We start from the raw sequence: 25,356 nt of genomic DNA, 5'->3' as shown, positions 1-25,356 counted from the left end.
ACGCCTCTTGAACCTTGCTGCCGCTCGCAGCATCTTAAGCGAATCGTCATTTCGCAGGAGCAAGCCATGTACACGCCCGCCATCACAGGCACCGGTGTTTTCACGCCTACCGATGTGGTCACCAATGCCGAACTGGTTGCGGCGTTCAACGCTTATGCGGACAAGTGGAATACCACACATGCCGATGAGATCGCCGCAGGCTCCGCAGAGCCGATGCAGCACTCGTCGGAAGAGTTCATTCTCAAGGCGAGCGGGATCGAGAATCGCTATGTGATGGACAAGACCGGCATCCTGGACCCCGACGTGATGCACCCGCTGCTGCGCCAGCGCGATGATGCCGAACCCAGTGTCATGACCGAAATGGCAGTGGATGCGGCTGAAAAGGCGCTGGCACAGGCCGGTCGCGAAGCGGGTGACATCGACGCGGTGATCTGTGCCGCCTCAAACCACGAACGCGCCTATCCGGCGGTGGCAATCGAGGTTCAGAACGCACTTGGCATCGACGGGTTCGGGTTTGACATGAATGTCGCCTGTTCCTCGGCCACCTTCGGATTACAGGCCGCCGCCGACATGATCCGTTCGGGCAGCATCCGTTCGGCGCTGGTGGTCAACCCAGAAATCTGCACCGCGCATCTTGAGTGGCGCGACCGTGACTGCCACTTCATCTTTGGTGACGTGGCCACTGCCGTGGTGCTGGAGCGCGCCGAGGATGCCAAGGGCCCCCATTTCGAGGTGCTCTCGACCCGCTGCGCCACCAAATTCTCGAATAACATCCGCAACAATAACGGCTTTCTGCGCCGCTCGCGCCCCGATGGGCTGCAAGACCGGCGCGACATGCAATTCATGCAGAACGGTCGCAAGGTGTTCAAGGAAGTGCTGCCCATGGTCAGCCAGCACATCGCCGATCACATGGCTGACGAAGGCGTCGCCAGCGCCGATCTGAAACGGCTGTGGCTGCATCAGGCCAACAAGACGATGAACGATTTCATCGGCAAGAAAGTTCTGGGCCGCGACCCCGAGGCGGGCGAGCAGCCCAACATCCTGCAGGATTACGCCAACACCTCGTCGGCGGGATCGATCATCGCCTTTTCCAAATACTCCGACGATCTGGCCGAAGGCGACCTTGGCCTGATCTGTTCCTTCGGCGCGGGCTATTCCGTGGGCTCGGTGATCGTCCGGCGGCAGAGCTGATTGCATGACGCAATTCAGCGCCCGACGTTGTCCGGGTCACGATATCGAACCCATACCATAAGATCACTCACTGCGTGATCATTCATCGTCAGGCTGAAGGGGACGGAGCGCCTTTCGCAGAACGCCTGCGTTCTTGTCAGCTGTGAGCTTATTCATGTGGGCGTGTATCTGCGGTCCGTAGATGTGCCACATGCGCAGGCGCAATTCTGCGCCCTTGCCCGTTACCCGCAGGATCTTTGCCCGCTTGTCAGCGTCACAGACCGTTTCATGCACCAGGCCGCGTTCGATCAGGTTGCGCAACACCCGCGACAGATTGGATTGCTCAAACAATAGCCAGTCCCGCAGATTGCTGGCCCGCACGCCATCCGAACCGGCCATCTCTATCCCCCAAAGCACATCATACCATTTCAGGGGCGGCAGCCCGCCAGCGGCAAGCGCGCGCTCCATCTCGCGGTGAATACGTCTATGCGCCCGGTTGAGGGCGATCCAGAGACGTGTTTCTTCTTCCGTAGGCAACATACCGCAGATTTCCGTTCGTTATTCAGGGCGATAGCTTCTGCCATGGATTACAAAAATTAGATGCACTATCATCTATTTTGAAACCAGATTCCATACGCCCCGTCGGGTGTCTGAACTGTTTCATCGCAATTCAAAACCTGAAAGAGGTGCCCAATGACACATTTCCAGATGATATTCTCGGTTGCAGCACTTGCAACGGCCTGTCTGGTCGGGGCTGCTGATGCCAAAACCTACAAAACCGACCAGGGACATACCGAAGTGCGGTTCAGCTGGAGCCATGCAGGTGTTTCCGTTCAGGCGGCAGAGTTCACGGTGGCTGACGGCACGCTGGACCTCGACCCCGAGATGCCCGAGGCCGCGTCGCTAAATGTCACTATCGCAGCCAACAGTTTGGCGAGCGGCTTCGGCCCGTTGGACGACCATCTGAAAAGCGCTGATTTCCTCGAGGTGGAAACCTTTCCCGAGATCACATTTGTCAGCACAAGCGTTGAAAAGACGGGGGAAAACACCGCCAACGTGACCGGCGACCTGACGATTCACGGCACCACGCAATCCGTAACGCTGGAAACGACGCTCACCCATATCGGTGAACACCCACTGGGTGGTGCCATCGACTATTACAAGGGTGACTGGGCCGCCTTCACGGCAACCACCGTACTGGAGGATCATATGGCGTTCGGGGTCGGCGGCTTCTCGACCGGCCCGATCACCATCAATATCGTGACGGAGTTGAAAGCAACCGACTAGGATCAGGTTCGCCTGTTCAGGTGCTTTCTTCCTGCAGGTGCAGTTTCATGTCGATCAGCACCTGCTGCAGCGCCACGGTTTCCCGGAGCAGGCGCTTGGCCTCGTTCACGGTGATGATACCATCCTCGATTGCTTCCTGGTATTCCGTCATCAGCATCGCAAAGCGCTGGCTCAGCGCGATGACATCGGCATTGACGCCGCCCTGTCGCTCGCTATTGGCCTTGGGGCTGCCGTGGGACAGTGTGATGTTCTTCAACTCGGCCAGCGCCGAGGTCACATGCGGGTAACTTGACGCCTGCTCCAGCCGGGCCACCGCATCGACGGGCATGAACCGGTCGAGATGCTCGGAATTGTCGGAATAATACCGCCCCAGCGTTGCCTTGGATTTCCCCGTCAACTCGCAGGCTGCCTCGATGCCCACATCCTTGACCAGCGCCTCGGTGTGCTTTTTCAGATAAGACCCGATCTCGGCCATTTTTATCCTCTCTCAACTGTCGCCCCCTCCAACAGTCACCATGAGGGGAAAGGCCCGGGATATTTCCCATTCCTGACTCTTAAAACAAATGTAACAAATTGGCTATCCCTCAGGTTTTCCGAGGGTTTTTAAGAGAGTGGGGGCGTCGGACGGCGTCGTGTAACTAGTGGGCTCTGGCGGGCAATTCTTATGCCCTCCAGACCCGTTGCTGTGATTTAGAGAGTGAGCTGGGGTACCTGTCTCCGCCATCCAACGCGGCCTGCTGCGGATTCCGCAGCGCAAGAGTTGCGAGGATGTGCGGAGACGATGGCTTTCACCTCAAACCCGCTGCTTGCCCCGGTCCGCGTCCCGATCTAGACCGGGGACATGGCCAAGCTCTATTTCAACTATTCGACGATGAATGCCGGCAAATCGACTGTTTTGCTGCAGGCATCCCACAATTACCGCGAACGCGGCATGCAGACCTATCTGATGACCGCCGCAATCGACGGGCGCGCCGGCAGGGGCCGGATCGCCTCGCGAATCGGCATCAGCGCCGATGCCGATACTTTTCTCACCAGCGACGACGTGTATGCGATGATCGCCCGGCAACTGGACCAGACGCCGCTGGCCTGCGTTTTTGTGGACGAGGCCCAGTTCCTGACCCCCGATCAGGTCTGGCAATTGGCGCGGGCGGTCGACGATCTGGGGGTGCCCGTTCTGGCCTATGGGCTGCGCGTCGATTTTCAGGGCAAGCTGTTTCCCGGGTCCGCCACCCTGCTGGCGCTCGCCGATGAAATGCGCGAGGTGCGCACAATCTGCAAGTGCGGCAGCAAGGCCACGATGGTGATCCGCCAGGACGCGCAAGGGCAGGCAATCACCGAAGGTGCGCAGGTTCAGATCGGCGGCAACGAGACCTATGTCTCGCTCTGCCGCAGACACTGGCGCGAGATGATGGGCGACCACATGGCCGAGACCCCCTGAGCGCAGTCTCAGACGCGGTTGGGCAGATCCTGCCCCGAGAGGAAGGCCGCCACGTTGTCCAGTGCCATCTGGCCCATGGCGGTGCGGACCTCTTCGGTTGCGGTGCCCAGATGCGGCAGCAACGTCACGTTGTCCATCCCGATAACCGCTTTCGGAACCTTTGGCTCGAATTCATAGACGTCAAGCCCCGCGCCCGCGATCTGACCCGCCTGCAAAGCGGCGATCAGCGCCGCCTCGTCCACCACCTCGCCCCGGGCAATGTTGACCAGCAGTGCCGAGGGCTTCATCGCTGCCAGCACATCCGCGTTGATCAGATGGATGGTCTCTGCCCCGCCGGGTACCGCAACAACCAGAAAATCAACCGAGGCCGCAAGGCTGCGCAGATCATCCGCCTGCGTGGCTGGAAAACTCAGGCTTTTGGGGCTGCGGGCCAGATACGACACCGCCATGCCAAAGCCGAAATGGCAGCGCTGCGCGATCGCCTGCCCGATCCGCCCCATGCCGACGATGCCCAGGTGCTTGCCGGTGACGTGATGACCCAACATTTGCGTCGGGTGCCAGCCATGCCAGGCGCCTGCGCGCACCAGCCGCTCGCCCTCGCCCGCGCGGCGCGCGGTCATCAGCAGCAGCGTCAGCGCGATATCGGCGGTGGCATCGGTGACCGCGCCGGGCGTGTTGGTCACGGCGATCCCGGCCGAGGCCGCTGCCGCGACGTCGATATGATTGTAGCCGACCCCGAAATTGGCCAGCAGGCGGCAGCGCGGCTGCGCCACCGCGCCAAACACCTCGGCGCTGAACCGGTCGCCCAATGTCGGCACAACGATATCGAATTCGGCCAAGGCCCGGTGCAGTTCGTCGGGGTCGAGCGGTGTGGTGTCCGACCGGATTTCCACATCGAAAGCATCCCGCGCCCGCGCTTCGACTGCGGCGGTCATGGGCCTTGTGACCCAGACCCGCATCAGTGCACCCTCCCGCCCTTGGGCACCTCGCCGTCGGGGCCGATCAGAACGATCTCTTTGTCTTCGTCGGGCAGGCCCAGCACCAGAACCTCGGACATGAACCGACCGATCTGGCGCGGCGGAAAGTTGACCACCGCCATCACCTGTTTGCCGATCAGCGCCTCGGGCGTGTAGTGCGCGGTGATCTGGGCAGAGCTCTTGCGCACGCCGAGTTCACCCCCAAAATCAATCCACAGCTTGATCGCCGGTTTGCGGGCCTCGGGGTAGGGTTCTGCACGGATCACCTCGCCGACGCGAATATCGACCTTCTGGAAGTCATCAAACGAGATCTCAGCCACGGGACAGTTCCTTTGAGCGTTCGGTTGCGGCGGTGACCGCGCGGTGCAGCAGATTTGGAAAACCTTCATCCTCATGCATGAGAACCTCAAGCGCGGCCTGTGTGGTGCCATTGGGGCTGGTCACATTGACGCGCAGTTGTGCCGGGCTTTCCTCGGCGCTTTCGGCCAGCGCCCCGGCGCCTGCCACGGTGGCGCGCGCCAGTTGCAGCGCCAGGTCTGCGGGCAGACCCTGCGCCTCGCCCGCCGCCGCAAGCGTTTCGATCAGGTGAAAGACATAGGCCGGGCCAGAGCCGCTGACGCCGGTGACCGCATCCATCTGGCCTTCGTGATCCAGCCGGACGGTCTGGCCGACGGCGGCCAGCAACGTTTCTGCGAGGGACAGGTGATCTTCGGCGGCATGGGTATTGCCGATCAGCGCGGTGATGCCACGCCCGATGGCGGCGGGGGTGTTGGGCATGGCGCGGATGATCGGGGTGCTCTCGCCCAGAACCTCTTCATAGGTGGCAATCGCCGTTCCTGCGGCCACTGACACAAACAGTGTTTCGCCGTTCCCCAGTGCCTGCAACACCGGCAGCGCATCGCCCATCATCTGCGGTTTGACCGCAACCAGCACGATGGCTGGAGCATCGGGCAGCGGTTGGTTCAGATGCACGCCAGTGCCGCGCAGCCAGTCCGAGGGATGGGGTTCGATCACCCAAACAGACGAAGCGGGCAACCCTTCCGAGAGCCAGCCCGCCAGCATTGCCGATCCCATCTTGCCGCAGCCCAGCAGAACAAGCCCCTGTGCCGCGATTTGTGATAGTGCCATGATACCCCTCCCGTCGGTGCGTTCGGGGTCAAGGTTTATGCGCGGCCGTAGGCCTCTGCAATGGCGACCTGCATCGCATCCGCAGGTGTGCGATCACCATAGACCATCAACTGGATCGCCGGGTAGTAGCGCTCGGCGCTCAGCACGGCGGCGTTGATCATCGTGTCGATCTGCTCGGGGCTGGCAACCTGGCCACCGGCCAGAACCAGACCATAGCGGTAAACCATCAATTTCTGACCGCCCCAATAGGTGAAGGCCCCCGCCCAGCACTGATCGTTCATCGCGTTGATCAGTTCATAAAGCTTCGGGATTTTGTCCTCGGGCGGTTCCATTTCGAAGGTGCAGACCATCCGCAACGTCTCGTCATAGCCCGACCACGCGAGCGTGATGGAATAGGTACGCCACTGTCCCTCAACCGCCATGGCAATCTGATCGTCCCCGATACGATCAAAATCCCAGTCATGGTGCTCGGCGATATGTTCGACGATGTCGATGGGGTGAATGTCTTCTTCCAGATACTGCTCGGAAAGGGCCATGATGCCACCTCACTGATCTCTAGCGGATTGGGGCTGGCAGCGCCCCAGCGCTAGTTGCCTGCTCTACAAACCGGGGCGTTTCCCGCAGCTTGTACCAGATATGGTGCTGCCTGGCAGCCCATGTGGCAACCCCTAATTTTGGGGATAACAGCAATAAGTTGTGGAGCGTTTGTCACTTCGCCCGAAATATTGTGGTATTAACTCTGATTTTCTTGCAAAAACGGCGCGGCGGTGCATGATACACCGCGCGCCCTGACGTGTAATACTTGTAATGTATCGTTAGCCGCCCTGCTTCTCTTCCAATGCGGCGATCCGCGCGGCCAGCGCTTCATTCTCTTCGCGGGCCTTTTGCGCCATGGCGCGCACGGCGTCGAATTCTTCGCGGGTGACGAAGTCGCGATCCGCCAGCCAGCGGTCAATCATCGACTTCATGGCGGTTTCGGCCTCGTTCCTGGCCCCCTGCGCCACGCCCATCGCGTTGGTCATCAGTTGCGAGATATCGTCGAGTACTTTGTTGCGGCTTTGCATGTCATGTCTCCGGTTTCGCGGTTGACCTCTATATGGGCAAGATTGCCGCGCGTCTCAAGGTTGACTTGCATTGCTTCGCATGAACATTGAGGCCCCATGCAGGCTGTTCTTACCTTCCCGGATCTTTCGCCCGAGATTTTCACCATCTCGCTGCTTGGTTTCGATTTTCCGCTGCGCTGGTATGCGCTGGCGTATATCGTCGGTATCCTGATCGCCTGGCAACTGGCTCGGATGGCAATCGCGCGCCCGGCTCTCTGGCCTGGTGACAACGCACCGCTTGATCGCACCCAACTGGACGACCTGATCACCTGGATCATCCTGGGTGTGATCCTGGGCGGGCGGCTGGGCTTTGTCCTGTTCTATGAACCCGCCTACTATCTGACCCATCCGCAAGAGATCCTGATGGTCTGGCAGGGTGGCATGTCCTTCCATGGTGGGATGCTTGGCGTGGTGATGGCCGCCTGGATCTATGCACTGCGACAGCGGATTCCCGTGCTCACGCTGGGCGATCTGGTGGCTCATACGGTGCCGCCGGGGCTGTTTCTGGGCCGATTGGCGAATTTCAACAATGCCGAGCTCTGGGGCCGCTCATCCGATCTGCCCTGGGCGGTGATCTTTCCCGGCGGTGCGGCGCAGAGCTGCCCGGGTGTCGAAGGCCTCTGTGCCCGCCACCCGTCGCAGCTTTATGAGGCGCTGCTGGAGGGGCTGGTTCTGGGCGCGCTGCTGCTTTGGCTGGCCTATCGGCGCGGGGCGTTCAAACGGCCCGGCCAGATCATGGGAACGTTTTTTGCAGGCTACGGCCTCGCGCGGTTTGCGGTTGAGCTTTTGCGCCAGCCCGATGCGCAGTTCATCTCGCCCGGCAATCCGCTGGGGCTGGCCTGGCATATGGGGGGTTATGGGCTGACGATGGGACAACTCTTGTCGCTGCCGATGATCGCGCTGGGGCTGTGGTTCATCCTGCGGGCCCGCCGCGCGGCAACCGCCGCACCGGCATGAGCCTGCACGCTCTGCTGCTGGAACGGATCAGCCAGAGCGGCCCGCTGACCGTTGCCGAATATATGTCCGACTGCCTGCTGCATCCGGACTTCGGCTATTACGCCACGCGCGACCCGTTCGGAATCAAGGGCGATTTCACCACTGCGCCTGAGATCAGCCAGATGTTCGGCGAATTGCTGGGCCTGTCGCTGGCACAGGCCTGGATGGATCAGGGCTGCCCCACCCCGTTCACGCTGGCCGAGCTTGGCCCCGGGCGCGGCACGCTGATGGCCGACCTGCTGCGCGCGACCGCCGGGGTCCCGGGGTTCCACACCGCCGCACAGATCATGCTGGTCGAGGCCTCGCCCACCATGCGCCGGATGCAGAACGAAAGACTGGCCTCAGCCGATCCACACTGGACCGACGACATTGACGCCCTACCGCAAGCGCCGCTCTTTCTGATTGCAAATGAGTTCTTTGACGCGCTGCCGATCCGGCAATTCATCCGCGAGGCATCCGGATGGCGCGAACGCCTGATCGGCGCGCCGGACGGGGTGCTGGCCTTTGGCTTGGGCGCCGACGTCCCGCAACCGGGTCTGGCGGACCGCATGGAGGACACCACACCCGGCGATCTGGTCGAGATTTGCGATGCCGCGCGCCCGGTCATGGCGGGGATCGCGGAACGAATCGCCGCGCATGGCGGCGCAGCCTTGCTGGTTGATTACGGCGACTGGCGCTCGCTTGGCGATACGCTGCAGGCGGTGCGACATCATCTGAAAGCCGATCCACTGGCAGAGCCCGGACAGGCCGATCTGACCGCGCATGTGGATTTCGAGGCCCTTGCGCAGGTGGCCACCCAAGCGGGTTGCGCCCATAGCCGCCTGACCCCGCAAGGCATGTTTCTGGAACGGCTGGGCATCACTGCACGGGCGCAGGCCCTTGCAAGGACTCTGGGCGGATCAGAGCTGCAATCGCTGATTTCGGCGCATCGCCGGTTGACGCATCCCGAGGAAATGGGAAACCTGTTCAAGGTGCTGGGATTCTACCCGGCTGCCGCGAACCCTCCGCCCGGGCTGGAAGCATGACACTGGAAATACTGACCTCTGACGGCCTTTCCCCGATTCGCCACGGGTTCTTTACCCGTCGCGGCGGGGCTTCGTCCGGTGTGTTTGCCGGGTTGAACTGCGGCACCGGCTCGTCCGATCAGCGCGGGGCAGTAGCGATCAACCGCCAGCGGGTAGCGCAGGCGCTGGATGTGGAGGACACGCATCTGGTGAGCGTGCACCAGATACATTCGCCGGATGTAATGACCGTCGACGCGCCGCTGACCGACAAGCCCAGGGCTGATGCGGTGGTGACGGCGACGCCGGGTCTGGCCCTGTCGATCCTGACCGCCGATTGCCAGCCGGTGCTCTTCGCCGATGCCGAGGCGGGCGTCGTCGGTGCGGCCCATGCCGGATGGCGCGGGGCGCTTGCCGGCGTGCTGGAGGCAACGCTGGACGCCATGGAAAACCTTGGCGCGCAGCGGTCCCGCACGGCTGCCGTGATCGGCCCCTCGATCTCGCAGCGCGCCTATGAGGTCGGACCGGAGTTGTTCGACGAGTTCCTGTCAGACGATCCGGACAATGCCCGGTTCTTTGCCAATGGTCAGGGCGACCGGATGCAATTCGATCTGCCCTCGTTTGGCCTGCACCGCTTGCGCCGCGCGGGGGTGGGTCATGCGGAATGGACCCGGCACTGCACCTATTCGGATGCCGAGCGATTCTATTCCTTTCGCCGCAGCACCCATGCCAAAGAGGCCGATTACGGCCGGCTGATCTCGGCCATCCGCCTCTGACATCCCCCACCAGCGGTCCCTGAAGTGTCACAATTGTGGCCGAAGCTGGACCTTGCGCCGGTGCCGGTCAGGACCCTCGGGGCTTTTTTGTGCGAAAAATCAAGGCTGAACGGCGCGGTACGGTCTCTTAACATTGGTCCCGAGGGCAAGTTGATCGGTCCCGTATTTTCCCCGGATCAGCCCAATCGCCGCCCCAAAGAACTGCCAGATTGAACCTGTCGAACACGCGGCGCCAAACCGGTACCGCACGCAAGATCAGGAGTTACACGGATGAAATCCAAAGGACGTTATATCGCTTTGACGGTCTCCGCCGTGTCTGCTGGGAAGTTTCAGTTGCCCTGGGCCCGCGGCGCACGCCGCGCCCGGATGATCGCACGCCGTGCCGAACGCGGCTCTGAGGTGTGCGAACCGGCGCTGAACTGAACGGACAATGGATGGGCTGACCGGCCCATCCAACGAACCCGGTGCCGGACGCTGCCCCTGACCGGCCGGGGACAAGAGCCCGCCTCGCCCAATGGCGAGGCGGGTTTGGGCAGCAAAGACGACCGGGAGGAGGACATCCTCTCGTTACGAACGGTGCCATTGGGGGGTCAATGGAATCGTGAGCTGGATGGGCGCAGGCTGGGGAACGCGGCGTGGAAACCGCGCGGCCGGATGGCTTTTTTGGGGCAAAAACAATTTGAACCGAGTCACTCTGACCTTGTCGTTCGGGGCCGACACAGAGCTGACATGTATGAAGAGGGTTGAATAGGTATGACTATCCCCCACTCGCTAGCACGAGCGGCGCGGAATGCTGTGGAAACCGGCAAACTGCTAGAGGATCCGGCCAAGCTGCAAAGCCGGTCCAAACCACAATTGAGGCGCTATGAGGTGAGCGCCCTGATCGGTAAGAACAACATTGCCCAGACGCGTCATATCGCACCGGCGCTGCCGCTGTTCGAAGACGCATTCTGCGCCTTTTCCCGCGGCTCGCTGGTGGAAACCGACATGGGGCCGCTGGCCATCGAGGATCTGCTCCCTGGCGATCGCCTGATCGTGCAGGACGGCTCGGCGCAGGAGGTGCTCTGGAAAGGATCAACCACGTTGATACCGGGCCGTCCCGACCTGAAAGGCCGGGTGCAGAGCCTGACCCGGATCATGGCCGACAGCTTTGGCATGCAACGCCCGATGTCGGGGGTGATCGTAGGGCCATCGGCGCGGCTGCTGGCCACGCCCGGACATCTGCAAAGCCTGTGCGCCGGAGATCAGATCCTGACGCCGATCAAGGAATTCGTGGATGGCAACAACGTGGTCGAAACCTCTCCGCCAACCCCGGTCGAAGTGTTTCACCTGTGCCTGAGGCGTCATTCGGTGATCAAGGTGGACGGGCTGCAATTCGAAACCTACCACCCCGGCATCCATGCGGTTCGGGTGATGAGCCAGACGATGCGGTCGCTGTACTTGAACCTATTCGCGCATGTCGAAAAACTGACCGACTTCGGGCCGCAGATACTTCCGCGCGCCGGAGATGGTCAGTACGACGCGATAAGCGCCTGAGGTTGTCATGAAATTGATGATCTGGTGGGTGATCAGCATGGTCGCGAGCGCCTTCTTGCCCGCGACCGTAACCGAGGATGAACAGATCGCGCTCAGGCGGTCCGGTTCAGGCGATCCTCGAGCACGTCGAAAGGCACGCCGGGCTCGTCTTTTGCGCCGCGAATAACCAGCGAGGTCTTGACGCTGGCCACGTTCGGCGTGGACAGCAATTCGCCGGTCAGAAAGCTCTGAAAACTGCTCAGGTCGGGCGCCACGCATTTTAGCATGAAATCGACCTCGCCGTTGAGCATGTGGCATTCGCGGACCAGCGGCCAGTTGCGGCAAGTCTCTTCAAAGGCCGAAAGCTCGACCTCGGCCTGGCTTTCCAGCCCGACCATGGCAAAGACCTGCACCTCGAACCCCAGTTCGCGGGCATTCACGTCGGCGTGGTAGCCGTGGATATAGCCCGCCTCCTCCAGCGAGCGCACCCGCCGCAGGCAAGGCGGCGCCGAGATACCGACCCGCTTGGCCAACTCCACGTTGGTCATCCGGCCATCCGCCTGCAATTCAGCCAGTATTTTTCTGTCGATCGGATCGAGTCGGGTCGCGACCATGAAATTCTCCGCCCATTTTTGCGGTTGTTATATCAGCCGCGCAGGGATGAGCAATAATATTTCGCTACAGCGCAATTTTGTTAATCACAATGACCCGCAGGGCCTGCGACACGGAGAGACCGCAAGCCTGATGCCGTGTCAGAAAAGGGGTTTAAGCCGTGACACCGCGTCGCTATATCCATCCCCCGAAGATGGCACTCCCGCCATCCGTCAGAACGGGGTTCCCATGGCCGAGACACGTCACACCAAGGTTCTTATCATCGGGTCCGGCCCGGCGGGTTATACCGCCGCCGTCTATGCCAGCCGCGCCATGCTGGAGCCGATCCTGGTGCAGGGCATCGAGCCGGGCGGGCAGTTGACCACCACCACAGAGGTCGAGAACTGGCCGGGTGATACCGAGGTGCAGGGTCCCGACCTGATGGTCCGGATGGAGGCGCATGCCAAGGCGATGGGTTGCGAGGTGATCGGCGACATCATCAACGACCTCGACCTGTCGAAACGCCCCTTCACCGCCAAGGGCGACAGCGGCACGGTCTATACTGCGGACGCGGCCATTCTGGCCACCGGCGCGCGGGCGAAATGGCTGGGCATGCCCTCGGAAGAGAAATTCAAGGGCTTTGGCGTTTCGGCCTGTGCGACCTGCGACGGGTTCTTTTATCGCGGTCAGGAGATCGTGGTGATCGGCGGCGGCAACACCGCCGTGGAAGAGGCGCTGTTCCTGACCAATTTCGCCTCCAAGGTCACTCTGATCCACCGCCGCGATGAACTGCGCGCCGAAAAGATCCTGCAGGATCGCTTGTTCAAGAACGAAAAGATTGAACCGCTCTGGTTTCACCAGTTGGAAGAGGTCACCGGCACCGACGCGCCGCTGGGCGTCGAGGGCGTGAAGGTCAGGAACGTCAAGACCGATGAGATTACCGAGATCCCCTGCAAGGGTGTCTTTGTCGCCATCGGCCACGCACCGGCCAACGAGTTGGTGAAGGACCAGCTTGAAAGCCATATGGGCGGCTATGTTGTGACCAAGCCGGGCACCACCGAAACCTCGATCCCCGGTGTGTTCGCGGCGGGCGATCTGACCGACCATGTCTACCGACAGGCGGTGACCAGCGCCGGTATGGGCTGCATGGCCGCATTGGACGCCGAGCGGTTCCTGGCCGAGCAGGAATGATCCCCTTCACCGGGACTGTCTGGCGCATGACCTTTCAGGGTCAGGATGCGCGGGTCCCGGTCAGCTCGCCCGAGGGGCGGTTTCATCATTCCGGCCAATGGGCTATCTACACGTCGCTCACTCCTGAAGGCACAGCCGTGGCGCTCCGGCGGTACATCTCGCCCGGAGACGCCGCTCGTCTCATCCAGCCTCTGGAAATCAACGCGGCGCAGGTGGCGGATCTGCGCGGCGACCGCGCGGCCACGGTGATCTGGCAGGACGCCCGCGCCACCGGGGCCCCCGCACCCACCTGGGCCTTTTCGGATACGGCGCGCGCAGAGGGCGCGCAGGCGATGCTTTATTCCTCGCGCTCTCGCCCCGAGTTGAGCCATCTGGTGATCTTCGATCCGCGCATCCTGCATCTGCACCAGGACGCCAAACCGCAAATCTGGAACCCAGAGCCCGACGACAGCACGCGGCTGTGACTTGACCCCACTGCCATAGCCCCCCACTCTGGGCCTTCGAAACCGAAAGGAACGCGCGTGGCCAACGTGTTGTGGCAAGGAGGCTGGCTGGTCCGGGCGCGGATCGTCTCGGGCCTGATCCTGTTCACCTATGCCCTGTTCCATTTCCTCAATATCGGCGTGGGGCTTGTCTCGGTCGAGGCAATGGATGCGTTCCAGACCGGACGGAAGCTCATCACCCGCAACCCGATCGGCTCAACCCTGCTCTATGGGGCATTTCTGATCCATATCGGCATCGCGCTTTATGATCTTGCGACGCGGCGGACCCTGCGCATGAGATGGTCACAGGCGTTGCAGGTCATTCTGGGCCTGCTGATCCCGCTGCAATTGCTGTCGCATCTGACCTTCACGCGCTTTGCGCAAGAGGTCTTCGACGTCAATGACAAGATGAGCTACCTGATCGTTCTGATGTGGAACACCCCCTCGGTCTGGTACCAGTCGCTGCTTCTGTTGCTGGTCTGGGTGCATGGCTGCATGGGGCTGCATTTCTGGCTGCGGCTGACGCGTTGGTGGCACCGAATGCTGCCGGTTCTGATCGGGATCGCCGTATTGATCCCCGCCTTCGCCTTTGCCGGGTTGTTGACCGAGGGACGCAACATGTGGGCGGCCTTTGGCGACCCGGAACTGCGCGACATGGCAATCGAGTATTTCAACTGGCCGAACGAGGTGGCGTTCCAGCAGTTATTCGGGGTCAAGACCTTTGCCCAGAACATCTTCTGGGCGCTGCTTGCGCTGACGGCAGCAGTGTATCTTTTCCGCAAGCTGCTGCGCAGGCGGCGCTCAGTCCGGGTCCGCTATGTCGACGGCCCGCAGATCACCTCCGAACGCGGCATGACCCTGTTGGAGATGTCCAAGGCCAACAATATCCCCCATACCGCGCTTTGCGGCGGCAAGGGCCGCTGCACCACCTGTCGCGTGGTGATCGAGGATGGTGCCGATTTGCTGCACCCTCCCAGCGAGGCCGAAGAGCGCAGCCTGCGCGCCGTCGGAGCCACGCCCAATACCCGTCTGGCCTGCCAGATCCGGCCGATCACACCGCTGACCGTTTATCGCGTCTTCCGGCCCCAGGGCGGGCGCAGCCGCGCCCATGCCAGTCAGGGGCAGGAAAGACAGCTGGCCATCCTGTTTCTGGACATGCGCGGCTTTACCGCCCGCACCGCCGGGCAATTGCCCTATGACGTGGTGTTCTTTCTCAACCGGTTCTTCGACGCAATCGTGCCCGCCATCACCGGCGCCGGAGGCACGGTTGACAAGTATCTGGGGGACGGGTTGCTGGCGGTCTTCGACGCGCTTTCGGCAACCGATTCCGCCCGCGCCGGGTTGCTGGCCGCCGAAGGCGTCGGCGCGGCGCTCGAGGCGTTCAACAAGACGCTGACCGAACACCACGACCGCCCGGTCCAAATCGGCATGGCGCTGCATCTGGGCAACGTGGTTCTGGGTGAGATCGGCGCCGCCGAAAACGCACCGCGCACGATCATCGGAGACGCAGTGAATGTCGCCAGCCGATTGGAACGGGAGACCAAGGAGTTGGCGGTCGAACTGATCGTGTCCGAGCCTGTCCTGAATGCCGCTGGCCTGTCCAGCGCAGGTGCCGGGCTGCGCCCTTTTGCCCTGCGGGGCGTGTCGGACCCGCTTGCCGGGCTTCCGGTCAGACAGGCATCGAAGCTTTCTGATCGCATGCGACCAGCGAATGCTCCGGCGCGATCACGCTGAGTCGCGTGGCCACAATCCGGAACAGCCGTCCGTATCGTTCGCGAAACGACAAAAATCCGTTCCGAAAAGCGACAATTCTGCACACCTTCTCCTTGATTTGTTCTCAATCTCTGGACTTCCGGAACAAGACCGGGCAAGTGCGCGGCAGTATCCATCAAACCCGAATTTACGGATTGCTCAGAGAGTATTCGAATGACCATGCTTGCCAATTTGGCTCCGATTCCGGAGCTCTATGTTTCCTACGACTCCGCTCAAAAACTCAAGGTCGAGGCCGCTGACCTGACCAGCCATGACCTGACCCCGCGTCAGATCTGCGATCTGGAGCTCTTGATGAATGGCGGGTTCAACCCGCTCAAAGGATTTCTGAGCGAGGCCGATTATGACGGCGTGGTTGAGAACATGCGCCTGGCCGACGGGACGCTCTGGCCGATGCCGATCACGCTGGACGTGTCCGAGACCTTTGCCGAGAGCATCGAACTGGGTCAGGATATCGCCCTGCGCGATCAGGAAGGCGTGATTCTGGCGACCATGACCGTGACCGACCGCTGGACGCCGGACAAATCGAACGAGGCCGAAAAGGTCTTTGGCGCCGACGATCAGGCGCACCCGGCGGTGAACTATCTGCACAATGTGGCCGGCAAGGTCTATCTGGGTGGTCCGATCACCGGCATCCAGCAGCCCGTGCATTATGATTTCCGCGCCCGCCGCGACACACCGAACGAACTGCGCGCCTATTTCCGCAAGGTGGGCTGGCGCCGCATCGTTGCCTTCCAGACCCGCAACCCGCTGCACCGCGCGCATCAGGAACTGACCTTCCGCGCCGCCAAAGAGGCGCAGGCCAACCTACTGATACACCCGGTCGTCGGCATGACCAAACCCGGTGATGTCGATCACTTCACCCGCGTGCGCTGCTACGAGGCGGTGCTGGACAAATACCCGGCCGCCACCACCTCGATGTCGCTGCTCAACCTGGCCATGCGCATGGCTGGCCCGCGCGAGGCGGTCTGGCACGGGCTGATCCGCGCCAACCACGGCTGCACCCATTTCATTGTTGGTCGCGACCATGCCGGCCCGGGCAAGAACTCTGCCGGTGAGGATTTCTATGGCCCCTACGATGCGCAGGACCTGTTCCGTCAGCATCAGGACGAAATCGGCCTCGAAATGGTTGATTTCAAACATATGGTCTATGTGCAGGAACGCGCGCAATACGAACCCAATGATGAGATTGCCGACAAGGACAACGTCACGATCCTGAACATCAGCGGAACCGAATTGCGCCGCCGACTGCGCGAAGGGCTGGAGATCCCGGAATGGTTCTCTTTCCCCGAGGTGGTGGACCAGCTGCGCGGGCGTTATCCGCCACGCTCGCAACAGGGCTTCACCGTATTTTTCACCGGCTTCTCGGGCTCGGGTAAATCCACCATCGCCAACGCACTGATGGTCAAACTGATGGAGATGGGTGACCGTCCTGTCACGCTGCTGGACGGTGATATCGTGCGGAAAAACCTCAGCTCGGAGCTAGGCTTCTCGAAAGAACACCGCGACCTGAACATCCGCCGGATCGGCTATGTCGCCTCAGAGATCACCAAGAATGGCGGTATCGCCATCTGCGCACCGATCGCGCCTTACGCCACGACCCGCCGGGCTGTGCGTGAGGATGTCGAAGCATTCGGCGCCTTTGTCGAGGTGCATGTCTCCACCTCGATCGAGGAATGCGAACGCCGCGACCGCAAGGGGCTCTACAAGCTGGCGCGCGAGGGAAAGATCAAGGAATTCACTGGCATCTCGGATCCCTATGACGTGCCCGAAAATCCTGAATTGAGCGTCGAGACAGAGAATGTCGATGTCGACAATTGCGCCCATCAGGTGCTGCTGAAACTGGAAAGCATGGGCCTGATCGCAGGCTGACCCGTGCACGTGCAAATCTCTTAGGCCCGCTCCATGGCGGGCCTTCGTTCAGATTGGCTAGCGGGATATGGGGGCGCTGCCCCCGCCGCGCCTACCGCGCGACTCCCCCGAGGTATTTTTCAACAGAAGAATACGATTTCTTCACCTTCTTGCAGAAGGATGATGTTGCGGTACAGGCGGAGGCGCCGATGGCCGTAACAGGAGAAGGCCCCCTGCCCCATAAACGCAGGGGGCTACCCCAACGGCATTCCGCTTTTCTTCTGTTCAAAAATACCTCCGCCGGAGGCATCGCGCGCAGCGCGATTTCGAACCCCTACGCCTTAAACTCCTTCAGGAGCAACTGGGCGGCCCGCAGGTCGATATCCGCATAGGGCTCAAGTTGGTCCTTTAGCGCTCGGATCGCGGGCACTCGGCGCTGATAATCTTCGACCGACATGTTCTGCACCGCCGCGCGCACGTCATCGCCTGTTTCGCAGATGATCATCCCCTCGGGATCGATGAAGTCGCCGATATTCGGGCAACCCCAATAGATCGGAACGGTCTCGCAGAACACCGCGTCGAGCAGCTTTTCCGAGAAGTAATCCTTTTCGCGCACATTCTCGATCACGATGGAATAGCGGTAGGGCGCCAGCCCATCGGATTTCTTGTCAAAGGCTGTATAGCCACGGCCCAGAACCTCCACATCCTGACCGGATTCACGCACCCAATCGACCGTCTCGTGGCGTAGCTGATGCCCGGCCGTGTCGCGTTTGGCCGAGGCGATCAGAGAGCAGCTCTTGGTCTTTTCAATCTCCAGATCGCGCCATTCAGGCACCCAAGTGGTGCCATAGGGAAAGAACACGCAGTTGGGGATGGAACCAACCAGCGCCTCATGAAAACTCAGCACCCGGAAGAACCGCCGCCAGGTCCATTTCAGCAGCCTGATATGTTTGGCATGGATTACCGATGGTTCGCCCATCATCAGCGAAATCCGCGCCTTGGTGCCCCGGCGCAGAACGAAATGATGCGAGGTCTTGGGGTACATGATCAAATGATCGGTGCGTTCCAGATCGCCCACATGTTTGCCCAGCAGTCGATCCGGACAGCCCAGCGGCCAGGTCAGATCCGACAACGGCATCTGCGCCAAATTCGGCCCCAGCGAGGTGCCATAGGGCAGGATTGCGATACCGGGCGCGGCGCTCATGCCGCACCCTCTGGCAGATCGACCTGCCCCTGCATCAACACAAAACTTTGGCCCGAGACGCGGATGCCCGTCATCGCGTCAGGCGGCCCGACCCGTGTAACGCGCGCCTGTCCGGGGCGACCCATGCCGTGACCCTGCTCGGCGATGAAGCTGTCCTTGTCCATCAGACCGTTATGCCACAGATAAGCCGCCATTGCGCCGGTGGCTGACCCGGTGAACGGGTCTTCCGGCGAGCTGGGCGGGGCCAGCAGCAGCCGGGAATAGGTGTCGCCCTCATCGGTCGCGCCGCTCAGTGTGACCATGAACGGTTCCATCATGTCGATGCCGTCATATCCCAGATGTGCCGTCATGGTGCGAAACGCCTCGACATTCAGCGCCGCCCGATCCAGCGCCGCGCGATCCCGCAACAGCGTGACGCAGAACGGCAATCCGGTCGAGACCATCTGTGGCTGGCCGATAATGTCACCGACGTTCAGGCCAAGTGCGTTTGCAACGATGTCTGCAGGAACCTCGGCCCCGAACTCAGGCGCAACCTGCGTCATCTCGATCTGGTCACCGTCGACACGGACCGACACGATCCCTGCTCCGGTCTCGAGGGTCAGCTCATCCTTTGACACCAGCCCGCGCGCGCGCAGCGCCGCGACAGTCGCGATGGTGGGATGGCCGGCGAAAGGAATCTCGCGACTGGCCAGAAAATAGCGGACTCGGATATCAGCGGAGTCAGAGGGACCGGTGAAGGTGCACTCTATCAGGGATGTTTCACGCACGAAGCCCATGCAGGTCTCATCCGATAGCCCCGCGCCCTGATGCACCACGGCGCAGCCATTGCCGCCAAAGGCACGGTTGGTGAACGCATCCACCCAATCGAAATCGAACCTGCTCATCTCATGTCCCCTGACTTTGGCGGGCCGTCAGGGTGACATCTATCTCCGCTTCTGCCCGGCTTGTCACGCGGGAAGTTGCCGGGCCCGCGTGGCAAAAGCGTCAGTGAACGGTCACTGGCATATAGTCGTTTTCGCGCGCCAGAACGAAGGCCAGCTTGCGGTCAGCCACCAGCGCCAATTGCTGGCCCGAGGCGTCGTGAACCGCATAAAGCTGCTCAAGATCACCGGCTTGCGAGCGCACCTGATCCGGTAGATCGGCCACGTCGACCGCTTTGACATAAACGATCCGGTCCGCGTCGCTCTTTATTTCAAACGGTGTATTCATCGCTTACCCTTTCCTTATGTTGATCCTCTGCACCACGGTATCGGGGATCGCGCGGGTCAGATCGACATGCAGCAACCCGTTTTCCATGATGGCCTCTCCGACCTCGACGCCGTCGGCCAGCACAAACATGCGCTGGAACTGACGCGCTGCGATGCCGCGATGCAGAAACACGCGCCCCTCGCTGTCGTCGCGCTGACGACCGCGGATCACCAGCTGGCGGTCCTCGACGGTGATCGCCAGATCTTCTTCCGCAAACCCGGCCACGGCCAGGGTGATGCGATAGGAATGATCCGAGGTTTGTTCAATGTTATAGGGCGGATAGCCTTCATTGCCCGATTTCGCCGAGCGTTCCAGAAGGCGTTCCAATTGCTCGAACCCAAGCAGATGCGGGTAAGACGCAAGCGTTGTTTTTGACACGTCCAATCGTCCTTATCTGTCAAAGCGACGGTTTGCGTGGTCCCGTTCCGGCAACCGCGCATAGATGAATATGGGGAGAAACCATGCCCACCACAAGGTCTAGGCGAAATCATCGTGAACGCGTATTCTAGGGATCAGGCAAGATCCAACAGAGACCCGAGTCGCTCATGAACGCTCCTACCGACCTTTCGATGAAGACCGATGACGTGCTGCGCGTCGAGCTGGAGGTGTTCCGCCGCCAGCACCGCGATCTGGACGAGGCGATCCATGCGCTCGTGGACAAAGGCACCGCCGATCAGCTGACGATCAAGCGACTGAAAAAGCAGAAACTGCGCCTCAAGGACATGATCGCCCTGATCGAGGACCGCCTGACGCCCGATATCATCGCGTGAATTATGAAGGCTTAGGCTTGCAGCTTTCTGACAAGTCAAAATCAATGCTCTTTAGAGTGTATCTAACTGTCACAGGTCTCGTTTTTGCGACCTCAATTGCACTCCACTTCTGGATCGGTGACGTAGTGGTAGGGCATAAGATCGAAGCGGGTCAGAACCATGTCCTCCTGCGCGGCTCTCCTCAGTATGTCGTGCGACCGGATTCGTCCGAACTCTGGGTGCCGATCAGTGCAGTAACGTACTTTCTGCACCAAACCCTGCGATGGGTAATGTTCGTCATGTGTTCTGCTGCTGCTTTGGGCTTGCTTTTGTGGTGGCTTATCACGCCCTCCCCATCCGATCGATCCTGAGACCCGCATGCCCTTGCAACCGCATTGCCAGCCGTAGCGATTTGGCTATAGTGCGCGCTCTTTCACGGGTCGAGGGAACAGGCATGGGCGACATCAAAGTGGGGATCATCATGGGCAGCCAGTCGGACTGGCCCACGATGAAAGAGGCGGCCGATGTTCTGGACGAGCTGGGTATCGCCCATGAAGCGCGCATCGTCTCGGCTCACCGCACGCCGGACCGGTTGTGGGACTATGGCAAGACCGCCGCGGATCGCGGATTGCATGTGATCATCGCGGGCGCTGGCGGTGCGGCGCATCTGCCGGGCATGATGGCGTCGAAAACCCGCGTGCCGGTGATCGGCGTGCCGGTGCAGACCCGCGCGCTGTCGGGCGTCGATTCGCTTTATTCCATCGTACAGATGCCCAAGGGCTTTCCGGTCGCCACCATGGCAATCGGGTCGGCGGGGGCGGCCAATGCCGGGCTGATGGCCGCAGGCATCCTCGCGCTGCAGGATGACGCGCTGGCGCAACGGCTCGACGCCTGGCGCGGCGCCCTCTCCGCATCGATCCCCGAGGAGCCCAGCAATGACTGACCCCCTGCCCCAGGGCGCAACCATCGGCATTCTGGGCGGCGGTCAACTGGGCCGCATGCTCTCTGTCGCGGCGGCCCGACTTGGATTTCGCACTCATATCTTCGAGCCCGGCGCCAACCCGCCCGCAGGCGATGTGGCCCATGCCGTCACCACTGCACGCTATGAAGACGAAACCGCCCTGCAGGCCTTTGCCGCCTCGGTCGACGTGATCACCTACGAGTTCGAGAACATCCCCACTCAGGCGCTCGACCTGCTTGAGGCGCACCGCCCGATCCGCCCCGGACGCGAGGCGCTGCGGATCAGCCAGGACCGGCTGACCGAAAAGACCTTTCTGCGCGACCTCGGCCTGCAAACCGCACCTTTTGCCGACATCACCGATCTGGCCAGTCTCGAGGCAGCGATCGCCGAGATCGGCACCCCGGCGATCCTGAAGACCCGCCGCTTCGGCTATGACGGCAAAGGGCAGGCCCGCCTGCAAGCGCCCGCCGACGCCGAGATGGCTCTGGCGGATATGGCCGGTGCACCCGCCATTCTGGAAGGGTTCGTGGACTTCTCCCACGAGGTTTCGATCATCGCCGCGCGCGGGCTGGACGGTCAGGTCGCCTGTTTCGATCCGGGCGAAAACGTGCATGAGTCAGGCATCCTGCGCACCACCACCGTCCCCGCGCAGCTGACCTCTGCGCAAAAGACCGATGCGGTGCTGCTGGCCGCCAACATCCTGAACCGGCTGGATTATGTCGGTGTTATGGGGGTTGAGCTGTTTGTGACACCGCAAGGGCTGATCGTGAACGAGATCGCCCCTCGGGTGCATAATTCCGGCCACTGGACGCAGAATGGCTGCACCGTCGATCAGTTCGAACAGCATATCCGCGCGGTGGCGGGCTGGCCGCTGGGCGATGGGCAGCGATACGCGGATGTGGTGATGGAGAACCTGATCGGCGACGACATGGACCGCGTCCCCGATTTGGCCCGCGAGCGCGATGTAGCGCTGCATCTCTATGGCAAGTCCGAGGTCAAACAGGGCCGCAAGATGGGCCATGTCAATCGCATCACCCGGGCAACCTAGCACCCGAAAATCGCAGATTTTCGACGCGTCGGCGACGGCCCGCCGGGCCCGAGCCGGCGCGTCCCCGCTACCTTAGCACCCGCGCGGCGATGTCCCCGTTCAGGTAACTGATCCGCCCGCCTGCCATGGTCAGCGCAACGCGCTTGCTGTCAGCCTCCAGCACCACCAGATCGGCGCGTTTGCCAGGGCTGAGATCACCGCGATCCGTCAGCCCCAGAACCCGCGCCGGGCCGGATGACACCAGCGCCCAGGCCGCAGCCAAATCCAGCACGCCGCTGCCCGCCAGCATCAGCGCTGCGCGGCGCGGGCTGGGATAGTGATAATCCGAGGCAATGGCATCGCACAGCCCCATCGCGATCAGGTCCAGCGCGCTGGCATTGCCCTTGTGCGACCCGCCCCGCACCACGTTCGGCGCGCCCAGAATGACCGGATCGCCCACCTCTTTCGCGGCTTCAGCAGCCTCGACGGTCTCAGGAAACTCGGAGATCCGCACGCCGCGCGCGCGCCAGTCCGCGCGATCTTGCGCGCTCCGGTCGTCATGACTGCCCAGCGCCACGCCCTGCGCGCGCAGCGTATCACAGAGGCCGTCCAGCGCAGCCGGCACTTCGGGGCCGTTCTCATGCAGTTGCTGCAACAGCGCCAGATGTGCCTCGGGGCTGCGCCGCGCCTTCAGCGCCTGCCCCGTCAGGCGCGGCGGCACACGCCCCGCCGCCAGCCGGTCATGCGGCAGATGGTCGTTGAATACCAGATAGGACACACCCCAATCCGCCATCCGTGCTGGCAAGGCCGCGTAATCCTCAAGCATATGTGTCTCAAACCGCAATTGCGGCACCAGATCGGTGACCACCCGGTCGCGCATATTCGCGATGGCGGCAAAGACCTGCGCGGCATAGTCCGGGCCGCGCACGCCGCCCTCCCAGCTCCAGAACTGTGCCATGACAGCGGTGGTGATGCCATTGGCGGCCAGTTCCGCCTCGGTGGCGATTACCCCCTCGTCCATCTGTTTCATCGCGCCGCGACGGGGTGCCAGATGCCGCTCGAACCCGTCGCCATGCAGGTCAACGATGCCGGGCAGCACGATATAGCCGTCGAGCGCCACCGCGCGCGCCGCACCCTCCGTGATCACCTCATCGGCAATCGAGATCTCCTCACGGACCAGCCCCTGCCCCGGCAGCAGCACCTCGGCCCCGGCAAATGTCAGGCTCAGGCTCATTCGCGCGGCTCCTGCTCGGAGGTGTCGCAACCCTGCCCTTCCTCGCAGCCCTCTTCGATCGGCCCGATCAGCGAATCGATCCAGGTCAGTTCGGCGTCGAAATGACCGTATTTCAGGAAATGCTCGGTCTGCCCGATCACCAGCGGGTTGTTCATCATGAAGGTGTGGGTCACCGGCAACACGATATGATCGCGCATCCCCGCCACCGCTGTTGACTGGACCGACACCTTGCCGTCATCCGCCCCCTCGATCATCGCCGAAAACACCGGGTTCAGAGAGTTCCGGCCCGCGATCACCCCAAGCTCGAAATTCACCGGCGGCAGGCTCAGCGGCACAGAGTCCGGCCCGGTACCCAGCGACAGGCCCGCAGGACCGTGCAACAGGCCGAACACTTCCAGATCACCCAGTTCATCAACCAGTTGGCTGCCCTGGTTGGGCGTCCCCAGCATCACCACGCGGCCCATATTGGCGGGCTTGTGATCCTGCATCCAAGAGCGGATCAGAATGCCGCCCATGCTGTGGGCCACGAAATTCACCGTCTGATCACCACAGGCCTCGATCGCGGAGGGCAGTGTTCCGGCGGCCAGTTCGTCAATCGGCAGATCGGTCGAGGGATAGCCCGGCGCAAACGTGTCATAGCCTTCCGATTCGAGCACTTGTTGCATCACGGTCAGCGACACTTCGGTGCGCGCCAGCCCGTGCAACAGGATGACACATTCGGCAAAAGCCGGAGCGGGCAGACACAGGAACAGGGCAATCAGGTAACGCATGGCTGCGGGATAACGCCATTTCGCACCGGGATAAACCCTCAGCGCCGCGCGCCGGGCAGTACCGCAAGGGCAATGCCGCCCAGCACCAGCATGGTGCCCAGCACCAGCGAAAGGCTGCCCACTTCGCCCAGCAGCAGCACGCCCGCCACCAGCGCGATCACCGGCACGCTCAACTGCACCGTTGCCGCCACCGCCGGGCTGAGTTGCGGCACCAGCCGGTACCAGAGCGCATAGCCCAGCCCCGAGGTCACCGCGCCCGAAAGGCAGGCCAGTGCCAGCCCGGCAGGCGTCATCTCCAGCGCCGGGCCAATCATCCAGATCGCCGCAGCGGTCAGCGGCAGGGCCGTCACAAAATTGGCCGCCGTCGCCGCCAGCGCATCGGGCGCAGATCGGCCCGCAAGCGTATAGGCTGCCCAGCCGAGCCCGGCCAAGGCCATCAGCGCCGCACCGCCTGCATCCACACGCATGCCACCAGACGGCCAGAGTACATAGGCCAGCCCGGCAAAGGCGATCACAGCGCCCATTATCTGCGACGGTGAAGGTCGGGCGCCGCGCAACGTGCCATAAGTAAACATCGCGATCTGCACCACGCCGAACAGGATCAGCGCGCCCAGCCCCGCATCCAGCGTCAGATAGGCCATCGAGAACCCGACCATATAAAGCGACAGCGACAGCGCGCCCACCACACGGCCCCGTGCGGTCAGCGGCACCCGGCCGCCACGCGCCCACACAAGCAGACACAGGACAAGGGCTCCGGCCAGGACACGGACCACCGCGAAAGTGCCGGGATCAGCCGCACCGCTGCCCACCGCCAGCCGGTTCAGGATCGAATTCGCGGCAAAGGCCACCATGGTGAGAGAGATGAGAAGAACCAGGCGCATGGTCTG

The 25,356-nt window shown here is 62.1% G+C and carries 30 protein-coding genes; 15 read left to right on the top strand and 15 right to left on the bottom strand.

Going from position 1 to position 25,356, the window contains the following annotated elements; genetic code table 11:
- Positions 1-66: 66 nt before the first annotated feature.
- Entirely contained in the window at positions 67-1,191 is a 1,125-nt protein-coding gene (locus M3P21_RS07440) for a beta-ketoacyl-ACP synthase III (protein ID WP_249708175.1), read from the top strand.
- Between the two features lie 78 nt (positions 1,192-1,269).
- Here the strand turns inward: M3P21_RS07440 and M3P21_RS07435 are convergent, their stop codons facing one another.
- Positions 1,270-1,710: a MarR family winged helix-turn-helix transcriptional regulator gene (locus M3P21_RS07435; protein WP_249708174.1), complete on the bottom strand. Its 441-nt coding sequence runs from the start codon at positions 1,708-1,710 to the stop codon at positions 1,270-1,272.
- A 153-nt stretch (positions 1,711-1,863) separates the two neighbouring features.
- On the opposite strand from M3P21_RS07435, the gene M3P21_RS07430 reads away from it, so the two are divergent.
- Positions 1,864-2,457, top strand: coding sequence for a YceI family protein (locus M3P21_RS07430; protein WP_249708173.1), 594 nt, complete (start codon positions 1,864-1,866; stop codon positions 2,455-2,457).
- Positions 2,458-2,473: 16 nt separating this feature from the next.
- Here M3P21_RS07430 and M3P21_RS07425 read toward each other — a convergent pair whose 3' ends face one another.
- Positions 2,474-2,932, bottom strand: coding sequence for a hypothetical protein (locus M3P21_RS07425; RefSeq protein ID WP_249708171.1), 459 nt, complete (start codon positions 2,930-2,932; stop codon positions 2,474-2,476).
- Between the two features lie 366 nt (positions 2,933-3,298).
- On the opposite strand from M3P21_RS07425, the gene M3P21_RS07420 reads away from it, so the two are divergent.
- Complete coding sequence (locus M3P21_RS07420; protein ID WP_249708170.1) at positions 3,299-3,895, top strand: thymidine kinase; 597 nt, start codon at positions 3,299-3,301, stop codon at positions 3,893-3,895.
- Between the two features lie 8 nt (positions 3,896-3,903).
- Here M3P21_RS07420 and M3P21_RS07415 read toward each other — a convergent pair whose 3' ends face one another.
- The 5 genes from M3P21_RS07415 to M3P21_RS07395 form a co-directional block, all read right to left on the bottom strand.
- Entirely contained in the window at positions 3,904-4,854 is a 951-nt protein-coding gene (locus M3P21_RS07415; RefSeq protein ID WP_249708169.1) for a 2-hydroxyacid dehydrogenase, read from the bottom strand.
- Positions 4,854-5,192, bottom strand: coding sequence for a tRNA-binding protein (locus tag M3P21_RS07410; protein WP_249708168.1), 339 nt, complete (start codon positions 5,190-5,192; stop codon positions 4,854-4,856). Before M3P21_RS07410 ends, M3P21_RS07415 begins: the two co-directional genes overlap by 1 nt.
- A complete protein-coding gene (proC, locus tag M3P21_RS07405) occupies positions 5,185-6,000 on the bottom strand; it encodes a pyrroline-5-carboxylate reductase (protein ID WP_249708167.1) in 816 nt (271 codons plus the stop codon). Before proC ends, M3P21_RS07410 begins: the two co-directional genes overlap by 8 nt.
- Before the next feature lie 35 nt (positions 6,001-6,035).
- Complete coding sequence (locus M3P21_RS07400; protein WP_249708166.1) at positions 6,036-6,536, bottom strand: type III secretion system chaperone family protein; 501 nt, start codon at positions 6,534-6,536, stop codon at positions 6,036-6,038.
- Positions 6,537-6,815: 279 nt separating this feature from the next.
- A complete protein-coding gene (locus tag M3P21_RS07395) occupies positions 6,816-7,064 on the bottom strand; it encodes an accessory factor UbiK family protein (protein WP_249708165.1) in 249 nt (82 codons plus the stop codon).
- Positions 7,065-7,160: 96 nt separating this feature from the next.
- Here M3P21_RS07395 and lgt point away from each other — a divergent pair, with 96 nt between their 5' ends.
- The 5 genes from lgt (at position 7,161) to M3P21_RS07370 (ending at position 11,412) form a co-directional block, all read left to right on the top strand.
- Positions 7,161-8,060 carry a prolipoprotein diacylglyceryl transferase gene (lgt, locus tag M3P21_RS07390; RefSeq protein ID WP_249708164.1) on the top strand — a complete coding sequence of 300 codons (900 nt, stop codon included), beginning with the start codon at positions 7,161-7,163 and terminating at the stop codon, positions 8,058-8,060.
- Complete coding sequence (locus M3P21_RS07385; protein WP_249708156.1) at positions 8,057-9,124, top strand: class I SAM-dependent methyltransferase; 1,068 nt, start codon at positions 8,057-8,059, stop codon at positions 9,122-9,124. The genes lgt and M3P21_RS07385 overlap by 4 nt, the downstream gene beginning before the upstream one ends.
- Positions 9,121-9,876: a peptidoglycan editing factor PgeF gene (gene pgeF / locus M3P21_RS07380; protein ID WP_249708154.1), complete on the top strand. Its 756-nt coding sequence runs from the start codon at positions 9,121-9,123 to the stop codon at positions 9,874-9,876. The genes M3P21_RS07385 and pgeF overlap by 4 nt, the downstream gene beginning before the upstream one ends.
- A 270-nt stretch (positions 9,877-10,146) precedes the next feature.
- Positions 10,147-10,299 carry a hypothetical protein gene (locus M3P21_RS07375; RefSeq protein WP_249708152.1) on the top strand — a complete coding sequence of 51 codons (153 nt, stop codon included), beginning with the start codon at positions 10,147-10,149 and terminating at the stop codon, positions 10,297-10,299.
- Between the two features lie 330 nt (positions 10,300-10,629).
- Positions 10,630-11,412 carry a Hint domain-containing protein gene (locus tag M3P21_RS07370; protein WP_249708150.1) on the top strand — a complete coding sequence of 261 codons (783 nt, stop codon included), beginning with the start codon at positions 10,630-10,632 and terminating at the stop codon, positions 11,410-11,412.
- Between the two features lie 92 nt (positions 11,413-11,504).
- Here M3P21_RS07370 and M3P21_RS07365 read toward each other — a convergent pair whose 3' ends face one another.
- Positions 11,505-12,005, bottom strand: a complete 501-nt coding sequence (locus M3P21_RS07365) for an Lrp/AsnC family transcriptional regulator (RefSeq protein ID WP_249708149.1) — start codon at positions 12,003-12,005, stop codon at positions 11,505-11,507.
- Positions 12,006-12,231: 226 nt separating this feature from the next.
- Here M3P21_RS07365 and trxB point away from each other — a divergent pair, with 226 nt between their 5' ends.
- The 4 genes from trxB to M3P21_RS07345 all read left to right on the top strand — a co-directional run bounded on the left by trxB (position 12,232) and on the right by M3P21_RS07345 (position 17,297).
- The gene (gene trxB / locus M3P21_RS07360) at positions 12,232-13,173 is read left to right on the top strand and encodes a thioredoxin-disulfide reductase (protein ID WP_249708147.1); all 942 of its coding nucleotides are present in this window, start codon (positions 12,232-12,234) and stop codon (positions 13,171-13,173) included.
- Positions 13,170-13,637 (top strand): RES family NAD+ phosphorylase, encoded by a 468-nt coding sequence (locus M3P21_RS07355; RefSeq protein WP_249708145.1) that lies wholly within the window; start codon positions 13,170-13,172, stop codon positions 13,635-13,637. Before trxB ends, M3P21_RS07355 begins: the two co-directional genes overlap by 4 nt.
- A gap of 57 nt (positions 13,638-13,694) precedes the next feature.
- Positions 13,695-15,389 carry an adenylate/guanylate cyclase domain-containing protein gene (locus tag M3P21_RS07350; protein WP_249708144.1) on the top strand — a complete coding sequence of 565 codons (1,695 nt, stop codon included), beginning with the start codon at positions 13,695-13,697 and terminating at the stop codon, positions 15,387-15,389.
- 192 nt (positions 15,390-15,581) lie between these two features.
- Positions 15,582-17,297 carry a bifunctional sulfate adenylyltransferase/adenylylsulfate kinase gene (locus M3P21_RS07345; protein ID WP_249708142.1) on the top strand — a complete coding sequence of 572 codons (1,716 nt, stop codon included), beginning with the start codon at positions 15,582-15,584 and terminating at the stop codon, positions 17,295-17,297.
- A gap of 313 nt (positions 17,298-17,610) precedes the next feature.
- On the opposite strand, the gene M3P21_RS07340 is transcribed toward M3P21_RS07345, so the two are convergent.
- The 4 genes from M3P21_RS07340 to M3P21_RS07325 all read right to left on the bottom strand — a co-directional run bounded on the left by M3P21_RS07340 (position 17,611) and on the right by M3P21_RS07325 (position 20,106).
- Positions 17,611-18,480, bottom strand: a complete 870-nt coding sequence (locus M3P21_RS07340) for a glycosyltransferase family 10 domain-containing protein (protein ID WP_249708141.1) — start codon at positions 18,478-18,480, stop codon at positions 17,611-17,613.
- Positions 18,477-19,364: a PhzF family phenazine biosynthesis protein gene (locus tag M3P21_RS07335; protein WP_249708132.1), complete on the bottom strand. Its 888-nt coding sequence runs from the start codon at positions 19,362-19,364 to the stop codon at positions 18,477-18,479. Before M3P21_RS07335 ends, M3P21_RS07340 begins: the two co-directional genes overlap by 4 nt.
- A 100-nt stretch (positions 19,365-19,464) precedes the next feature.
- A complete protein-coding gene (locus M3P21_RS07330; protein WP_249708131.1) occupies positions 19,465-19,689 on the bottom strand; it encodes a DUF1150 family protein in 225 nt (74 codons plus the stop codon).
- Positions 19,690-19,692: 3 nt separating this feature from the next.
- Entirely contained in the window at positions 19,693-20,106 is a 414-nt protein-coding gene (locus tag M3P21_RS07325; RefSeq protein WP_249708122.1) for an Hsp20 family protein, read from the bottom strand.
- A 167-nt stretch (positions 20,107-20,273) separates the two neighbouring features.
- Between M3P21_RS07325 and M3P21_RS07320 the strand changes: the two genes are divergently transcribed.
- From M3P21_RS07320 to M3P21_RS07310, 3 genes are all read left to right on the top strand, one after another.
- Positions 20,274-20,498, top strand: a complete 225-nt coding sequence (locus M3P21_RS07320) for a YdcH family protein (protein ID WP_249708120.1) — start codon at positions 20,274-20,276, stop codon at positions 20,496-20,498.
- 433 nt (positions 20,499-20,931) lie between these two features.
- Complete coding sequence (gene purE / locus M3P21_RS07315; protein ID WP_249708117.1) at positions 20,932-21,420, top strand: 5-(carboxyamino)imidazole ribonucleotide mutase; 489 nt, start codon at positions 20,932-20,934, stop codon at positions 21,418-21,420.
- The gene (locus M3P21_RS07310; RefSeq protein ID WP_249708115.1) at positions 21,413-22,486 is read left to right on the top strand and encodes a 5-(carboxyamino)imidazole ribonucleotide synthase; all 1,074 of its coding nucleotides are present in this window, start codon (positions 21,413-21,415) and stop codon (positions 22,484-22,486) included. Before purE ends, M3P21_RS07310 begins: the two co-directional genes overlap by 8 nt.
- A gap of 67 nt (positions 22,487-22,553) precedes the next feature.
- On the opposite strand, the gene M3P21_RS07305 is transcribed toward M3P21_RS07310, so the two are convergent.
- The 3 genes from M3P21_RS07305 to M3P21_RS07295 are packed head-to-tail and all read right to left on the bottom strand — an operon-like array spanning position 22,554 to position 25,350.
- Positions 22,554-23,699: an alpha-D-ribose 1-methylphosphonate 5-triphosphate diphosphatase gene (locus M3P21_RS07305; RefSeq protein ID WP_249708113.1), complete on the bottom strand. Its 1,146-nt coding sequence runs from the start codon at positions 23,697-23,699 to the stop codon at positions 22,554-22,556.
- Complete coding sequence (locus M3P21_RS07300; RefSeq protein ID WP_249708110.1) at positions 23,696-24,469, bottom strand: esterase/lipase family protein; 774 nt, start codon at positions 24,467-24,469, stop codon at positions 23,696-23,698. Before M3P21_RS07300 ends, M3P21_RS07305 begins: the two co-directional genes overlap by 4 nt.
- 38 nt (positions 24,470-24,507) lie before the next feature.
- A complete protein-coding gene (locus M3P21_RS07295; protein WP_249708109.1) occupies positions 24,508-25,350 on the bottom strand; it encodes a DMT family transporter in 843 nt (280 codons plus the stop codon).
- Positions 25,351-25,356 lie beyond the last annotated feature (6 nt).

Source organism: Ruegeria spongiae (assembly GCF_023502395.1).
GTDB lineage: Bacteria > Pseudomonadota > Alphaproteobacteria > Rhodobacterales > Rhodobacteraceae > Ruegeria_C > Ruegeria_C spongiae.
Note: the sequence above shows the minus strand (reverse complement) of the source record. Positions and strands in the feature narration are given on the sequence as shown.

Excerpts from the sequence above, each read along its gene's own strand:
- M3P21_RS07370 (WP_249708150.1), top strand. The coding sequence starts at position 10,630 with ATGACTATCCCCCACTCGCTAGCACGAGCGGCGCGGAATGCTGTGGAA.
- M3P21_RS07385 (WP_249708156.1), top strand. The coding sequence starts at position 8,057 with ATGAGCCTGCACGCTCTGCTGCTGGAACGGATCAGCCAGAGCGGCCCG.
- M3P21_RS07310 (WP_249708115.1), top strand. The coding sequence starts at position 21,413 with ATGACTGACCCCCTGCCCCAGGGCGCAACCATCGGCATTCTGGGCGGC.
- M3P21_RS07425 (WP_249708171.1), bottom strand. The coding sequence starts at position 2,932 with ATGGCCGAGATCGGGTCTTATCTGAAAAAGCACACCGAGGCGCTGGTC.
- lgt (WP_249708164.1), top strand. The coding sequence starts at position 7,161 with ATGCAGGCTGTTCTTACCTTCCCGGATCTTTCGCCCGAGATTTTCACC.
- M3P21_RS07305 (WP_249708113.1), bottom strand. The coding sequence starts at position 23,699 with ATGAGCCTGAGCCTGACATTTGCCGGGGCCGAGGTGCTGCTGCCGGGG.
- pgeF (WP_249708154.1), top strand. The coding sequence starts at position 9,121 with ATGACACTGGAAATACTGACCTCTGACGGCCTTTCCCCGATTCGCCAC.
- M3P21_RS07440 (WP_249708175.1), top strand. The coding sequence starts at position 67 with ATGTACACGCCCGCCATCACAGGCACCGGTGTTTTCACGCCTACCGAT.
- M3P21_RS07415 (WP_249708169.1), bottom strand. The coding sequence starts at position 4,854 with ATGCGGGTCTGGGTCACAAGGCCCATGACCGCCGCAGTCGAAGCGCGG.
- trxB (WP_249708147.1), top strand. The coding sequence starts at position 12,232 with ATGGCCGAGACACGTCACACCAAGGTTCTTATCATCGGGTCCGGCCCG.
- M3P21_RS07320 (WP_249708120.1), top strand. The coding sequence starts at position 20,274 with ATGAACGCTCCTACCGACCTTTCGATGAAGACCGATGACGTGCTGCGC.
- M3P21_RS07340 (WP_249708141.1), bottom strand. The coding sequence starts at position 18,480 with ATGAGCGCCGCGCCCGGTATCGCAATCCTGCCCTATGGCACCTCGCTG.
- M3P21_RS07295 (WP_249708109.1), bottom strand. The coding sequence starts at position 25,350 with ATGCGCCTGGTTCTTCTCATCTCTCTCACCATGGTGGCCTTTGCCGCG.
- M3P21_RS07420 (WP_249708170.1), top strand. The coding sequence starts at position 3,299 with ATGGCCAAGCTCTATTTCAACTATTCGACGATGAATGCCGGCAAATCG.
- proC (WP_249708167.1), bottom strand. The coding sequence starts at position 6,000 with ATGGCACTATCACAAATCGCGGCACAGGGGCTTGTTCTGCTGGGCTGC.
- M3P21_RS07430 (WP_249708173.1), top strand. The coding sequence starts at position 1,864 with ATGACACATTTCCAGATGATATTCTCGGTTGCAGCACTTGCAACGGCC.
- M3P21_RS07400 (WP_249708166.1), bottom strand. The coding sequence starts at position 6,536 with ATGGCCCTTTCCGAGCAGTATCTGGAAGAAGACATTCACCCCATCGAC.
- M3P21_RS07365 (WP_249708149.1), bottom strand. The coding sequence starts at position 12,005 with ATGGTCGCGACCCGACTCGATCCGATCGACAGAAAAATACTGGCTGAA.
- M3P21_RS07335 (WP_249708132.1), bottom strand. The coding sequence starts at position 19,364 with ATGAGCAGGTTCGATTTCGATTGGGTGGATGCGTTCACCAACCGTGCC.
- purE (WP_249708117.1), top strand. The coding sequence starts at position 20,932 with ATGGGCGACATCAAAGTGGGGATCATCATGGGCAGCCAGTCGGACTGG.
- M3P21_RS07330 (WP_249708131.1), bottom strand. The coding sequence starts at position 19,689 with ATGAATACACCGTTTGAAATAAAGAGCGACGCGGACCGGATCGTTTAT.
- M3P21_RS07345 (WP_249708142.1), top strand. The coding sequence starts at position 15,582 with ATGACCATGCTTGCCAATTTGGCTCCGATTCCGGAGCTCTATGTTTCC.
- M3P21_RS07355 (WP_249708145.1), top strand. The coding sequence starts at position 13,170 with ATGATCCCCTTCACCGGGACTGTCTGGCGCATGACCTTTCAGGGTCAG.
- M3P21_RS07300 (WP_249708110.1), bottom strand. The coding sequence starts at position 24,469 with ATGCGTTACCTGATTGCCCTGTTCCTGTGTCTGCCCGCTCCGGCTTTT.
- M3P21_RS07375 (WP_249708152.1), top strand. The coding sequence starts at position 10,147 with ATGAAATCCAAAGGACGTTATATCGCTTTGACGGTCTCCGCCGTGTCT.
- M3P21_RS07395 (WP_249708165.1), bottom strand. The coding sequence starts at position 7,064 with ATGCAAAGCCGCAACAAAGTACTCGACGATATCTCGCAACTGATGACC.
- M3P21_RS07435 (WP_249708174.1), bottom strand. The coding sequence starts at position 1,710 with ATGTTGCCTACGGAAGAAGAAACACGTCTCTGGATCGCCCTCAACCGG.